The organism is Pseudomonas sp. NPDC087612 (genome assembly GCF_044743505.1).
In the GTDB taxonomy this organism is placed as follows: Bacteria; Pseudomonadota; Gammaproteobacteria; order Pseudomonadales; family Pseudomonadaceae; genus Aquipseudomonas.
The window spans coordinates 1-13,841 of the sequence record NZ_JBIUWO010000006.1 but is presented as its reverse complement, the minus strand read 5'-3'; the positions used below and the strand labels follow the sequence as shown (position 1 = coordinate 13,841).

Sequence of the window (13,841 nt, the reverse complement as noted above, 5' to 3'; positions counted from 1 at the left end):
TGACCGCCATTCAAGCGCGAATGCGCTTGAAATACACCAGTTCCGGATCGTGCTCGTCGAGGTTCTCGATGACACCGCTGGGCACGAAGCCGGCCTTGAGAATGAGCCGGCGCGAAGCCAGGTTGGATTGATTGGTCGAGACAAACAGCTTTGCCGTAGTACAGGCGGCTTCGGCGGCGGCCAGGAGTCGGGAGGCGACACCCTGGCGTTGATGACCTGGCGCCACGACCACCAGGCTGACAAAGCCGTGGTCGAAGAAGTGATAGGTAAGTACCACGTAGCCGATCACCGCGCCCGCGCGCAACGCCACCCAACACTGCTGCTTGTCGACGGACTCTTCAAGGAAGCACTGACGCTCAGGGTGGCTGCTGGCGTAGGCATCGAACGCGAGCATTGCGCGCACATCTTCAAACGTAGCCGGGCGAATCAACGGCGTATCCTGCATTGTGTCCATGTGGCCTCCTGCCTGATGTTTGCGCTGCTCAGCGTTGGCCCAGCAATGCCGCGTTGGCCTGGCGCACCATCGCCACCCACTCCCCCGGACTGACCCGGCCGGACTGTTCGAGCTGCTGCGCGGCCATCAACGCCCGGTCGTATTCAGCTTCCTGCAACCTACCTTCCCCCAGGAAGCGGGCTCGCCATTCCACAATCGCCGCCATCCCTTTGTTCGTCTCCATCCCCGCCCCCAAGTGCACTGTAAACAGGTGTGCGACCGGGTCGCCACCTGAGCGGCGGCGAGATTACAGGAGAACAGTAAGTTTGAGAATGCTTCGTAATACCGTTTGTCGTCAAAATGGCAGACGCGCCGCCTACAGTTGGGCCCCGCCATTCCTCGGGCCGGGCCACTGCCATAGGGTCAATAGCTGGTGATTATTGCTTCGCTGGCGGACAGTCCGCTTGCAGAAAAACCATCGAATATGTGAAATGCCTGTCGAACGTAAAAGGGGCGGTACCCGGCGCTGTCCATTCGGCGTAGTTGCCGGTCATGGTGGTAGCACTGTCCAGGTTACCCATTGCCATGCTCGCGACATTGCCAATGTGAGAGATCGGTATACCGCCGTACCAGCGCACCTGTTTTTCATTCTGGAACCAGCCGCCATTCCAGTTCGGCTGACTGGTGGAGTACCAGGTGTGATCAGATTTGAGACAGACCGTCTGGACCGTCGCAGCAGCCCCACCTGGACTGGTGAACGTCGACACTCGCCAGAGGCCAGCAGGCGAGCTATCCGCGTGTGCCGCGCCAACAGAGCCTGTGGCAAGGCCGAACAACAGTGCAAAACGAGTAAAACTTCCCTTCATGATGTTTCTCCATGGAAATATGCGCTATCGGGTTGAGCTGCAAACATTTGCGCGTACCTTTACGTCGTCGTGAAACAGCGCCAAGGCCTCAACCCGAGCAATCTATTCAGTATTTGATAAGTGCGAGCATTGCGATGTTGCGTGGGCGCGTCACACCCGAGTAGCCACGGTCCAGACCCACCCCAGGCAACGGGAAGTTGTTGATCGCATCGGCGCCGCCAATGGTGACGGTTGCGTAGTCGTTGACCTCGTAGGGGTCGACGCCCATTGCCACCTGCGAAGCCGCACCGGTTTTCAGTGAGGTGCAGGCACTCCAGACGCCATTGGCCTTGTTGTACTCGGTGGTGTCGTAGGTCTGCAGGGTGCCCTTCTGGCGCGAGCCGAACACGCGACCGGCGTCCACCCCCCTGCCGCCGTCAAAGCCGCGGATGAACTCGCCGCGCAAGTCGGGCAGCGTGAAGGTAGAGGTGCCATCGCCCTCCCCGTAGGTCGTGCCGATTGCGGCAAAGAGCGCCGCATAGGTGCAACGCGATACCGCTGCGCCATCGGCCTTGAGCCAACCGGCAGGAACGGCATTGGCCGCAGAATATTTAACATCACCCGGCGCAGCCCCCGAAGCGATGGAGATCTGCCCCAGGGTTACCGCGTGATGGCTACGGGTTGCGTTGGCGACCTGTTGCGCGCCGCCGTCACAGCTGAGCAATACCCAGCACAACGCGCCGCCGTTGAGCAAAGGACCAATGTGCGAAACCAGCGTGACGTTACCGCCAGCAACGATCTCGTCACCCTGCAACAGGTGCCCGCCCAGGCCGTAGATCGGTGCTGCCGCCAGCCCGTCAGGGGCATAGGTGGCATCGGCAGGGTTGGTCATGCTGGCGCGAAAATACTGGACCACACCGTTGGTAGTGGGCAACGCGGCAAAAGGAAGAGAATTTGCAGCGGTGTAGATAATTGTCATCTGACATTCCTTGTTAGCTGACATGGAAAATGAATACGCATCGGCCGTGGTTCGCCCCACCCGGGGCACGTTCGGCTGCGTGAGAATACTGTATATCCATACAGCATTATTGACAAGAAAATTTTTCATCATGCGTGCCGAGCCTGGGCACGCTTACGCGGTTCTCACTGTTGTCCCAGGGAGAAAATGACACTCGCGTTACGCCTGGCTGGCGCCTCTACGCTGGCGGAATATTTCCATCAGCCAATTGACCGACGGTCAGTCGATTAACTATGGTCTGCTTTCCCCGTTTATTTCCCGACGGCTCTGGAGACCTCAAGCATGCATCGCTACAAGCGCCCCGCCGTGCTCGCCGCCGCTTACCTGGGCACTTTTCTTGCGTCGCTGGACATCAGCATCGTCAACCTCGCCCTGCCCTCGCTGCAAAACGCCCTGGCCACCGATCTTGGCGGCTTGCAATGGGTGGTCAGCATCTACGCCGTCGCGCTCTCTGCGTTCATGCTGTCGGCAGGCCCAGTGGCAGACCGTTACGGCCATAAACGCGCCTGGCTGACGGGTGTTGCACTGTTTACTACCGGCTCCGCGCTGTGTGCCCTGGCCGAGGCGCTGCCGATGTTGCTGTTCGGGCGGGCAGTCCAAGGTATCGCTGGCGCCTTGCTGATTCCCGGAGCCATGCCGCTGATCACCCATGCCTTCCCCGAGCCCAGGGCCCGCGCCCACGCCATCGGTGGCTGGTCGGCCTTCAGTGCCCTGGCCCTGGTGCTCGGCCCTTTGCTTGGCGGTGTACTGCTGCAGCACTTCGGCTGGCAGAGCATCTTCCTGATCAACCTGCCGCTGGGCGGCCTGGCCCTGTTACTCGGCGCCTGGGGCATCAGCGAGCGAGCCCACCCGCAACAGGCCGCACTCGACCCCTGGGGCCAGTTGCTCAGCGTGTGCTGCCTGGGCGCGTTGAGCTACGGCCTGATCCGCGCCGGCGAATCGGGTTTTGCCGCACCGGCACCGAGCCTTGCCATAGGCCTGGCGCTGATCGCGCTGCTGGCCTTGATCGCCGTGGAAAAGCGCGTAGCGCGGCCGTTGGTTCCCCTGGACCTGTTTCGTGACCGACGCTTTGCCGTCAGCAACCTGGCGTCATGGGTGCTGGGCTTTTCCAGCTACAGCAGCCTGTTTTTCTTCTCACTGTTCCTGCAACAGGCGCAAGCCCTGAGCGCCACCGAAAGCGGCTTGCGGATGATGCCGACGTTCATCGCCAGCGGTGCGTTGTCGTTAATGTTCGGTCGGTTGCAACGGCATTTCGCCCTGGAACACTTGCTGGCCTGGGGTTACGGGCTGATCGGCATGGCGATGACCGCCATGGCGCTACTCAGCGCCAACACGCCCTATTGGCCATTGTTACTGTGCTTTGTGACCCTCGGCCTGGGCATGGGCCTGGCCGTACCCGCCACCGGCCTGGTAGTGATGAACGCGGTTCCCGCCAGCCGCGCCGGTATTGCTTCGGCAACCATGAACGCCCTGCGCCAGACCGGTATGAGCCTGGGCATCGCCCTGCTTGGCAGCCTGATGAGCTTGCGCGCCACTGCCGAACTGACGCGTTTGCTGACGGTTGCAGGCGTCGACGATGCGGCGGCCCTGGCGCAACAAGCGGTTGCCGAGCACCCATTGAGCAGCGCCACGCCGTTGTTCGCCCAGGCCTACGCCACGGCGATGGCCGCAGGCTTCAACCTGGCAATGCTGGCTGCCGGACTGTGCAGCCTGGGATGCGCCGTGTTGCTGCAGCGGCAATTGCCGGTGCCCAGCGCGTCGGCGACCAACGAAAGAGCACAGGGTTAGGCGTTGCCGGCAGCGCCGAGCATGGCCAGGCAGGCATCGGCAACCGATTTGGCGAACGCCGTGCAGTCGTCGAGACGCTCGACGATGGCGTCGTCGCTGACCCCATGCACCGCGGCGTAGATCATCAAGGCGCTGATGCGCGGCTGCGGCAAGGCCCAGGCACCGGCGGCGCGCCCGCCTTCGAGAATGCCCTGCAACTGGTCGAGAATGTCGTTCCTGGCCTTGTTGCTGCGGTCATGGTGGTGATGGTTGGTGTAGACGATATCGTGTATCGCGAAGGTTTTCAGGTAAGTAGCGATATTGGCATGCACCCAGGCGCGCAGGCGGCCGGTCCAGTCATCAGCGGCGCACTGCTCCACCGACTGTTCGAGTTGCTCGAGAAAGGCCTGGGTGTAGCGCTCGCCGAGGGCTACCAGCATGTCCTGCTTGGATGGGAAATAATGATAGAAGGTGCCCTTGGCCACCTGTGCCTGCTCGACGATGTCACTGATGGTCGTAGCTTCCACGCCTTTGGCCAGAAACAAACGTTGCGCCGCCGCCATCAATTCCTCCAGACGTACCTCGGCCGGCTTGGTTCGTGGCGTATTGGCCGCTTTACTACGCGGTGTGCTCCGTGGGGGTCGCTGAGTCATCAGGGGTTCCGGCAGATGAAAAAAACGCTGCAGTTTATGCGAATGCCGATAGCACTGACCAATAGCGGCCTCTGATGTCGGTTCGCAGGTAGCGCAAGTGAGCTCATCGTTGATCCATTTTATAGGTAAGCCACCAGGTTGCTGAAGCGAATTGTCCGGCGCCGGCCCCAGCCCCTGCTGATTAGCAGCTAAGCTTTTCGCGATTGCGCTTCATGTTCCTGCTACCCGCCGATGAGTGCCAACCGCACAAGGTCAACCGCCATGAATCAACACAGGCGCAGCTTCTCCCTGCAATGGATGGTGGCGCTGGCCATCATGCTGGGCCTGTTGCTGCTGGGCACAGGGCTCGCCTGGCAGGGTAATCGGGCAATCCAGAAGGCGCTGGTGGCAGCCGCAGGCGATTCCGCCCTGCAGCTTGGCAAGACCATCGACGAACGGGCGCGGCGCCTGCTCGATCCGGCGCAAAGCAGCATCCGGTTGCTGGCGTTCAACCCTGGCGCAGGCACTCTGGCCGAGCGCCTGGAGCAGGTCCCGCAACTGATCGAGAGCCTGAACGCCAACAAGATGCTCAGCGCCGCCTACATCGGCTATTCCAGCGGCGAATTTCTCCTCGTCCGCCGGCTACGCGACCCGCAGCTCATGCAGCACTTCGGCGCACCGGCCGGCAGCCGCTTCCTGGTGCAGAGCATCAGCAAGGGCGACGACGGCGTGCTGCAAGGCGAATGGCGCTTCTACGACCGGCAACTGACCCTGCTGCAAACACAAGCCAAGCCGGACTATCACTACGACCCCCGCCCGCGCCCCTGGTTCGTCGAGGCCTTCGGGCAATCCAGCACCGTGCTGACCCGCCCCTACGTGTTCTTCACCACCCGCGAGGTCGGCATCACCCTGGCCCAGCGCAGCATCGATGGCGCCGCGGTGATCGGCATGGACGTCTCGGTCGATGACCTGGCCAGCGAGAGCCGCGACCTGCGCATGACCGCTGGCACCGAGACGGTGGTTATCGACCAGCAGGGCAACGTGGTGGCGTACCCGGACCTGCAGCGGGTGATCGTGCAAGAAGGTGACGCGGTGCGCCTGTCACACGTTGCCGAGCTGGGGGTGCCCAGCCTTGAGCACCTTTATGCCAGCCCGACCCTGGGCCCTGGGCCGCAACCGTTCCAGGTACAAGGCAAGACCTGGTACGGCATGCGCATACCGCTGACGACCCTGGCCGGGCAAGACCTACAGGTGCTGATCGCGGTACCTGGCAATGAACTGCTTGCCGACGCGCGCAAGGTGCTCTGGGAACAGGTGCTGTGGACGGCGGTGCTGATGGTCGTGCTGCTGTTCCTGGGGGGCGTGCTTGGCCAGCGCATTGGCCACTCGCTGCGGCTGCTGGCCGAGCAAGTACGGGGCCTGGCCGGTTTTGATTTCAGCCGCGAGGTGGGGGTGCAATCGCGGGTGTCCGAGGTGCGGGAATTGAGTCAGGTGCTGAGCCAGATGTCCGCAACCATCCTCAACTTCCAGGCCATCACCCTCACCCTCAGCCGCGAAACCCAGCTGGAGCGCATGCTCGACGGCGTGCTCAGCCATCTGGTGGACGCCGCCAGGGCAAGCGCTGGCGCGGTGTACCTGTTCGACGCCGAGCGTGGCCTGCTGCGCCTGGCTGCCGCTTGCCGAGGCAGCGGTTACCCTGCGCAACTTGCGGTCGACGAAAACCAGCATGAGGATCTGCCAAGCACTGTGACACGCGCCCTGAAGCTGAGCCGACGCAGCCATGCGGTGGTGCTCCGGGACCGCAGCCAGGCGCTGCTCGGCATTTTGCTGTTGCAACTGCAAGATGAGCCGGCGGGCGATGAGGTCGGCCAACCGTTCCGGCGTTTTGTCGAGGAATTGTCCGGCGCGGCCGCCGTGGCCATCGAAACCCGCCAGTTGGTCGAGGCCCAGCAACAGTTGCTGGATGCCATGATCAAGCTGCTGGCCGATGCCATCGACGCCAAGAGTCCTTACACCGGCGGCCATTGCGAACGGGTACCGCAACTGGCGCAAATGCTGCTCGACCAGGTTGCGCTGGCTGACAGCGGCCCCTACGCCGAGTTCAGCATGACCGAGGCCGAGCGCTATGAGTTTCGCGTCGCCGCCTGGCTTCACGATTGCGGCAAGATCACCAGCCCCGAGCATGTGGTCGACAAGGCGACCAAGCTGGAGGCCCTGTACAACCGAATCCACGAGGTACGCATGCGCTTCGAGGTGCTCTGGCGCGATGCCGAGCTTGCCTACTGGCAAGGGCTGGCCAACGGTGAGCCGCAGCAGCGGCTGCAAGCAACCCTGGCGCACTGCCAGGCGCAATTACAGGAAGACTTCGCCTTCGTCGCCAGGGCCAATGCCGGTGGCGAGTTCATGGAAGAAGCCGACATCGAGCGACTGCAGCAAATTGGCCAGCGCCGCTGGTGGCGGCATTTCGACAACCGCCTGGGCATTTCCCGCGAGGAAGATGAACGCTTCAAGGATGTGCCGCCGGCGCAACTGCCGGTGGACGAGCCGCTACTGGCCGACCGTCCCGAGCACCGGGTGCCCTGGGGCGCGCGCAAGCCGCCGGTGCTCAAGGACGACCCGCGCAACCATTGGGGCTTCGACATGCGCCTGCCGGCCAACGCCAGCAACCTGGGCGAGCTGTACAACCTGTCGATCCGGCGTGGCACGCTGAACGACGAAGAGCGCTTCAAGATCAACGAGCACATCGTGCAGACCATCGTCATGCTCAACGCCCTGCCGTTCCCGCGCCACCTCAAGCGCGTGCCGGTCATCGCCGGCAACCACCACGAGAAAATGGACGGCAGTGGTTATCCGCGTCGGCTGGGCAAGGATCAGTTGGGCATTGCCGAGCGGGTGATGGCGATCGCCGACATCTTCGAAGCGCTCACCGCCGCAGACCGGCCGTACAAGACGCCCAAGACCCTGTCCGAGTCGGTGAAGATCCTGGTGTTCATGGCCCGCGACAAGCACATCGATGGCGACCTGTTGCGGCTGTTCCTCAGCAGCGGGGTCTATCGCCAGTATGCCGAGCGGTTCTTGCAGCCCGAGCAGATCGACAAGGTGGATGTCGAGCACTGGCTGCGGCAAATATAGCGGCGAACAACGCTGCACACCAGGCGCTGAACAGTCGCTAGGTCGATTTCAAGTACCGATAAAGTGTCTGACGGCTGATATCAAAATCACGCGCCAATTTGGATTTACTTTCTCCTGCACCGGCGCGGTCAATTAAACTTACAACCTGATTGTCAGACAGTTTCTTCTTGCGCCCACTGTAAGATCCACGATTTTTGGCAGCGGCAATACCGGCTGCCTGTTTTTCCCTGGCCACAACGCGTTCAAACTCTGCAAGTGCCTCCATTACCGAAATAATAGGCCGTACAACCTCCAGATCGTCATGCCGGAACACCAGGCTTTCGTTCAAAAACTCCAGCGTTACCTGCTTTTCAACCAACTGTCGAATCAGCGTGCACAGCTGCTCTGTACTGGAGCTGAGCGATGCCATGCTGTCCACTACCACAGTATCCCCGCCCTGTAGGTAGCGAAACAGCTTTTCAAGGCCTGCACGATTGGTGGCATTGTCCGTAGGTTCATCGCAAAACACGGCGTCAAATACATCATGGCTGGTTCTTTTCTCTACGCGGCCCTCGGCGTCTTGTAGAGAGAGCCGGAGATATTTGATGCGGTGCAATCTCATGGTGCCTCCTTGGCATTAGCTGTACGCCGTACTCAAAACTTATACAAACTGTAACTAAATCATCAAATCCTTACACAAACGCCTGTCACACTTAGCCCACCCAAAATACACAGTTGCAAAGACTTAAACTTACCTTATCATTTTGAAGCTTGAAATGATCCTAACAAGTTTTTGCCACACCGTCGATTTCGCAGTTCTTGAATGAGCCGCGTCCATTCACGCGGCGAGTGCGAATGCGCCTGTTTTACCGTGCACACGCAATTCCCCGACGTAAACAGAGGATACAGGGATGAATGCCTTGGAAAACACCGTCGAAACTGACCAGTCAATTACCGACCAGGAAAAAATTGAACATGTAACCCGGCGCATTACCGAGCATGGTAATTACCTGCGCCAGCGTTATCCGATCTTGCAGTATCAAAGTGCCTTGGGCGCGAGTGTCATGGTATTTTCCCTGGTGGGAATGGTGGTTACCGGCGGGCTCTACCTGAAGGGTTTTATCCCGGCATGGACGTGTATTTTAATCAACGCGCTGTTGACGTCGTTCATACACGAAATTGAACATGATCTGATTCATCGCCTTTATTTCAGAAAGCAGCCGCTGGCCCATAACGCCATGATGTTCATGTGCTGGCTGGCCCGGCCAGGAATGCCCAGCCCGTGGCTAAGGCGCAGCCTGCATTTTCATCATCACAAGGAGTCCGGCACGGATTCGGATGTCGAAGCATGGATCACCACCAGTGGCAACCCGTGGGGCGTATTGCGGCTGTTGAAACTGATGGATGGATTTATATTTGGATTTTTAAATGCGATCTTCGCGCCGGGATGGCGACAAAAGGTAAGGTTGTTAGGCAAAATCATTCGCCTCAATACACCGTTCGGGCTTTTGTACTGGGGCTGCTGGTACGTATTTCTCGGCTATCACCTGTATGGGTGGCTGGGGTCAATCATCGGCGCCGAAGTTCACCGCTCTGCGGCAACCCTGGCACTGATGGATGTCGTTAATAGCGTCGTGGTTATCCTTATCGCGCCGAACCTGATACGGCAGTTTTGCCTATTCTTTATAAGTTCAAACATGCACTATTACGGCGATGTCGCTCCGCGCAATGCGCTGCAACAAACCCAGGTAATGAACCCGTGGTGGCTGTGGCCGTTTCAGTTGTTCTGCTTCAACTTCGGCAGCACCCACAGCATTCACCATTTCGTGGTAAGAGACCCATTTTATCTTCGCCAGATGACCGCGCCGTATGCGCATAAAGTCATGGCCGAGGCGGGTGTGCGCTTCAATGACTTCGGCACTTACAAACGAGCCAACCGTTTTTCCATGAACCACGTTCAAACTCGCTCACGGGGTTGATGGGTGGCGGCTGACGCTGCGCCATCAATGTTTTGGCCCTCGGTAATGGTGTTCAGCTACAAGGAGTGTGAAATATGAAAGCGCAAGGGATGTGTGCGAGTCAGTTCGACGCGGTCCGGCAGGCCTTCGAGGACATGTTTGATGATCCGCAGGAGCGCGGTGCCGGGCTCTGCGTGCAGATTGACGGAGAGATGGTTGTCGACCTGTGGGCCGGCGTGGCGGACCAGGAAGGCACCAGGCCCTGGACCCGCGATACGCTGGCCAACACCTTCTGCGTGGTGAAACCCTATGTCGCGGTAGCGGTATTGATGCTGGTTGAACAGGGCAAGCTGGAGCTCGATGCGCCGGTTGCCCGTTACTGGCCTGAGTTCGCCCAGAATGGCAAGGCAAAGGTCACCTTGCGCCAGGTGATGAGCCACACCGCAGGCCTGCCGGCGCTACGCGCCCCCGACCATAACGCCATGATGTATGACTGGGAGCATATGGTCCGGGTTCTGGCCGCCGAGCCGCTTTGGTGGGAAGCGGGAACCGACCTGGGCTACGGCACCACCACCTTTGGCTGGATTATCGGCGAGTTGATTCGGCGGGTGGACGGACGAGACCCCTGCGACTTTATCCACGCACAGATTCTGCAGCCCCATGGCCTGGACGTTCACCTTGGCGTCGACGAAAAACACTTTCACCGTATCGCCCGTTTCGACAGCGCCAGGGGGCGGGTCGGTGACCCTTACTCGCAAGGCTTGCGCGCTGTGCTGAAAAACCAGCCAACGCACATCGCGACCTTCGCCTTCACCAACCCCGGCATGGTGCCTAAACGCACCAGCGACCCGCGCTGGTGGGCCTATCGGCAACCGGGTGTGTGCGGGCATGGCACCGCGCACGGCCTGGCCGGTTTCTACAGCGCACTATTGGCAGGCAACTTCATCGGGCGCGAACTGCTCAATGAGTTCCGGCGAGAACACAGTCATGGCATGGATCGGGTCTGGATGCGACCAATGCGTTACGGGCTGGGCTGTATGCTTGAGCAGCAACGCGACCCGACGGCCTCCCACGCCATGGGCCCGCAGACTTTTGGCCATATCGGGCTTGGCGGCCCGATAAGTTTCGCCGACCCCGAACGGCAAGTGAGCTTTGGTTTTGTCACCACCACCTCGGGCAGTCATACGATGATCGATCCGCGCCCTAGCCGGCTGTCATCGCTGGTCTATGCGGCGCTTTGATTCAGGGGCTGCCTGGGGGTAGGATGGCCGCCCTGACAAGGAGATCAAGATTGCAGCCATCCGAAAAACAATGCCCCTTCTGCGCTGAAACCATCAAGGCGCAAGCGCGACGCTGCAGGCATTGCCATGCCGACCTGAGCAAGAAAACCCTAGGCGTGTTTGCCAAGACAGGCATTACGGTTGTTGTCCTTGGCATTGTTTTGCTTGGGTTCGGCGCATATGTCGCAAGCTCATCTGAAAGCAAGGAACAGTCCGAAGCGCAAGCTGCAATTGACCTCTGCCGCGAACGCGAAGCGTCTTATACGGGGCCTGCCAATGGGCGCAGCATAATCAGCAGTGCCTGCCAGAAGATCGAGGATGAACTGCGGGGTAAATTCGGGCACGCACCGTAAGCCACTGCATTGCCCTTTAGAAGAGCTGGAGCGAGACGGCATTATCGGCTCGCTTGTGCCATGACACTCCTGGCAGAGGCCGGGGCCGTCAAGCGCTCTTGCGGCGCTGGACACGCCGGTGCACAGCAAAAGCGATGTTCGGCAACATCATGATTGTGAACATGCCCCAAAACCCGACCTTGCCGGCGCCATGTAGGTAGCCACCCAGCGCGATGAAAGCCACTGTAAGCAAGAATTGAAGCGATACGAATTTCTCTAGACCTCTCATCCTGACTCCTTTTCTGCGCGCAAAGAAAAACCCCGCAGACGTTAATCTGCGGGGCTTTCAATAATGGAGGCCGAGGTCGGAATCGAACCGGCGTAGACGGATTTGCAATCCGATAGATAGAAGCCCGCCCACCGCGGACTTGGACCGATTTTTAGTTCCAAAACTTTCAATTTTCAACACCCCTGAAAGCCGCATTCTACAAGGGGCTCCGTCTTCAGTTTTGGAACTGATAATCACCCCTCCTACGGCGTCCTGCCGACTTAACACAATCCCCCTCGCCTACAGCTCATCGACCTGAACTGGCCTGAACTACCCAGCCTTTATTACTGCATATCCAATCAGTATTGATAGGCCGCACTATGATCATCGAAGACGACAACTTCGCGCTGGGAATGCCCAGCCTGTTCATATTTTGCGCCAGTCTGCGCTCTCGGTCGAAGCCGAGTGCGAGCAACTGACCCTGCGTGTCCACTTCCAAATTGCACGGCGTAATGGCGTGGGTCAAGCCAACAACCTCACCGCTCCGCTGCCGTCCAGGCCAGCGACAGCCTGTACCATGCGCGATGACCTGCAGTTGATTCGCTGCGCGCTGTAGCAAAGTGCCGGTAGAATCGTCGCCCAAAGGCTGAACAGCATTGCCGGCGCCCTTGGCGTGGTACAGGCCACCGACCTGACCGAGCGCTGCACTTGCGTGCCGTCTGACTGGCGCGGTGCGGTGCGGGATTCTTCACTGCGCCTTGAAGTGCAGCAGATACTGAGCCGACTTGCCGCCGTTTTGGGTGCGCTCGAGAAACAACAATCAGGCTTACCTGCGGCCGTATGCCCCCCTAACCCTCTATGCCGGTACTACGGACAGCCACTATGGACAAACTCAAAGTCATCATCGCGGACGATCACCCGATCGTGCTTCTCGGTGTGCGCGAACTAGTAGAACGTGACGAACGTTTTTGCGTGGTCGGCGAGGCCGTGTGCTCGAAAGGCCTGATTGAGCTGCTGGAGCAACAACCGGTGGACCTGGTGATCACCGACTACAACATGCCGGCCGACTCGCCTTATGGCGACGGGCTGAAACTGGTCGATTACCTGAAACGGCACTTTCCGCACCTGCAGGTGCTGATCCTGACGATGATCTCCAATCACCTGATTCTCACCCGCCTGCATGAACTGGGCGTGGTCGGGGTAATCCAGAAGAGCCAGCTGCACACCGATATCCAGCTGGCGCTCAAGGCCGTGGCCCAGCAGAGCCAGTACCGCAGCCTGGAACCGGCAAAAACCTCGGTCACCGAAACGCCGGCGGCGATCGAAGACCGCTTCGCCACCCTGTCACCCAAGGAGTTTGAAATACTGCGACTGTTTGTCGCCGGTAAAAGTGTCAGTGATATTGCCCGCAGCCAGAACCGAAGTGTCAAGACCATCAGCACACAAAAGATTTCAGCCATGCGCAAACTTGATGTTAATAGTGACCAGGACTTACTGGCTTATTGCCTGGAGCGCAGCATTTTCAACTAAGCCATATAGCAACAAAGTCATTCGCCGACCGTGGCTTTTTTGCACAAGCGACCGCCATTTGTTGCGTGCAGCCCTCAAACTGCAATCAACCTTAATATCAAGCTCACGCTATCCTCGCCCTAATCGCCCCCTTACTCCACTCTGCACCACCACGACTGCGCATAAAAGGCACCGTGCACTTCTTCGATCCCGGTCAGGTTCATCCCGACCTGAGCCATGCCGGTGATCTTCACGTCGAGCAGCCGCAGGAAAACGTCAGGGCCTGGCCCTGAACTGAAGATCCAAGCGCTGATTGTCGAACGCCCACGGCCTGGCAATTACTGATCAGCGGCAGAATCGAGCGCCTGATGGTGTCTGCCCGACGCCAACACAAGGAGCCCCACCTTGAGAACCATGTGGCTCGGTGGTTGCTCGCCAACCTGGGGAGGAGTTCCGTCTAAGGCCTAGAGCCTCTGGCGATAATAAGAATCGTCTGATTCCAGACGGTTGGAACAGAAGGTAACGTCAAGTATTGCCTTCAGCCAGCATGACTTATCAATGATCTATGAAAATCAAAAAATGGAATTAACGCAAAGCAAGCAAGCAAGCAAGCAAGCAAGCAAGCAAGCAAGCAAGCAAGCAAGCAAGCAAGCAAGCAAGCAAGCAAGCAAGCAAGCAAGCAAGCAAG

At 59.4% G+C, this 13,841-nt stretch carries 12 protein-coding genes; 6 read left to right on the top strand and 6 right to left on the bottom strand.

Annotated elements, in window-relative coordinates:
• Window positions 1–10 precede the first annotated feature (10 nt).
• The 4 genes from ACIOVF_RS13560 to ACIOVF_RS13545 form a co-directional block, all read right to left on the bottom strand.
• Entirely contained in the window at window positions 11–454 is a 444-nt protein-coding gene (locus tag ACIOVF_RS13560; RefSeq protein WP_401290015.1) for a GNAT family N-acetyltransferase, read from the bottom strand.
• A 28-nt stretch (window positions 455–482) separates the two neighbouring features.
• Window positions 483–611: a hypothetical protein gene (locus ACIOVF_RS13555; protein WP_309475549.1), complete on the bottom strand. Its 129-nt coding sequence runs from the start codon at window positions 609–611 to the stop codon at window positions 483–485.
• A gap of 259 nt (window positions 612–870) precedes the next feature.
• Entirely contained in the window at window positions 871–1,299 is a 429-nt protein-coding gene (locus ACIOVF_RS13550; protein ID WP_045196679.1) for a hypothetical protein, read from the bottom strand.
• Window positions 1,300–1,405: 106 nt separating this feature from the next.
• Entirely contained in the window at window positions 1,406–2,257 is an 852-nt protein-coding gene (locus tag ACIOVF_RS13545) for a phage tail protein (protein WP_052676511.1), read from the bottom strand.
• A gap of 321 nt (window positions 2,258–2,578) precedes the next feature.
• On the opposite strand from ACIOVF_RS13545, the gene ACIOVF_RS13540 reads away from it, so the two are divergent.
• Window positions 2,579–4,084, top strand: coding sequence for an MFS transporter (locus ACIOVF_RS13540; RefSeq protein WP_401290011.1), 1,506 nt, complete (start codon window positions 2,579–2,581; stop codon window positions 4,082–4,084).
• Here the strand turns inward: ACIOVF_RS13540 and ACIOVF_RS13535 are convergent.
• Window positions 4,081–4,716, bottom strand: a complete 636-nt coding sequence (locus ACIOVF_RS13535; RefSeq protein ID WP_045196670.1) for a TetR/AcrR family transcriptional regulator — start codon at window positions 4,714–4,716, stop codon at window positions 4,081–4,083. The two genes, ACIOVF_RS13540 and ACIOVF_RS13535, sit on opposite strands and share 4 nt — an antisense overlap.
• Before the next feature lie 261 nt (window positions 4,717–4,977).
• On the opposite strand from ACIOVF_RS13535, the gene ACIOVF_RS13530 reads away from it, so the two are divergent.
• Window positions 4,978–7,827 (top strand): HD domain-containing phosphohydrolase, encoded by a 2,850-nt coding sequence (locus tag ACIOVF_RS13530; protein WP_045196668.1) that lies wholly within the window; start codon window positions 4,978–4,980, stop codon window positions 7,825–7,827.
• A 37-nt stretch (window positions 7,828–7,864) separates the two neighbouring features.
• Here ACIOVF_RS13530 and ACIOVF_RS13525 read toward each other — a convergent pair whose 3' ends face one another.
• On the bottom strand, window positions 7,865–8,428 hold the full coding sequence (locus ACIOVF_RS13525; protein ID WP_401290006.1) for a recombinase family protein: 564 nt from the start codon (window positions 8,426–8,428) through the stop codon (window positions 7,865–7,867).
• Between the two features lie 289 nt (window positions 8,429–8,717).
• Between ACIOVF_RS13525 and ACIOVF_RS13520 the strand changes: the two genes are divergently transcribed.
• The 4 genes from ACIOVF_RS13520 to ACIOVF_RS13505 all read left to right on the top strand — a co-directional run bounded on the left by ACIOVF_RS13520 (window position 8,718) and on the right by ACIOVF_RS13505 (window position 13,174).
• Window positions 8,718–9,785, top strand: a complete 1,068-nt coding sequence (locus ACIOVF_RS13520; protein ID WP_045196666.1) for a fatty acid desaturase — start codon at window positions 8,718–8,720, stop codon at window positions 9,783–9,785.
• Window positions 9,786–9,859: 74 nt separating this feature from the next.
• Complete coding sequence (locus ACIOVF_RS13515) at window positions 9,860–11,005, top strand: serine hydrolase domain-containing protein (protein ID WP_401290003.1); 1,146 nt, start codon at window positions 9,860–9,862, stop codon at window positions 11,003–11,005.
• Window positions 11,006–11,055: 50 nt separating this feature from the next.
• The gene (locus ACIOVF_RS13510; protein ID WP_052676510.1) at window positions 11,056–11,397 is read left to right on the top strand and encodes a hypothetical protein; all 342 of its coding nucleotides are present in this window, start codon (window positions 11,056–11,058) and stop codon (window positions 11,395–11,397) included.
• Between the two features lie 1,129 nt (window positions 11,398–12,526).
• Window positions 12,527–13,174, top strand: a complete 648-nt coding sequence (locus tag ACIOVF_RS13505) for a response regulator (protein WP_401290000.1) — start codon at window positions 12,527–12,529, stop codon at window positions 13,172–13,174.
• Window positions 13,175–13,841: the final 667 nt, after the last annotated feature.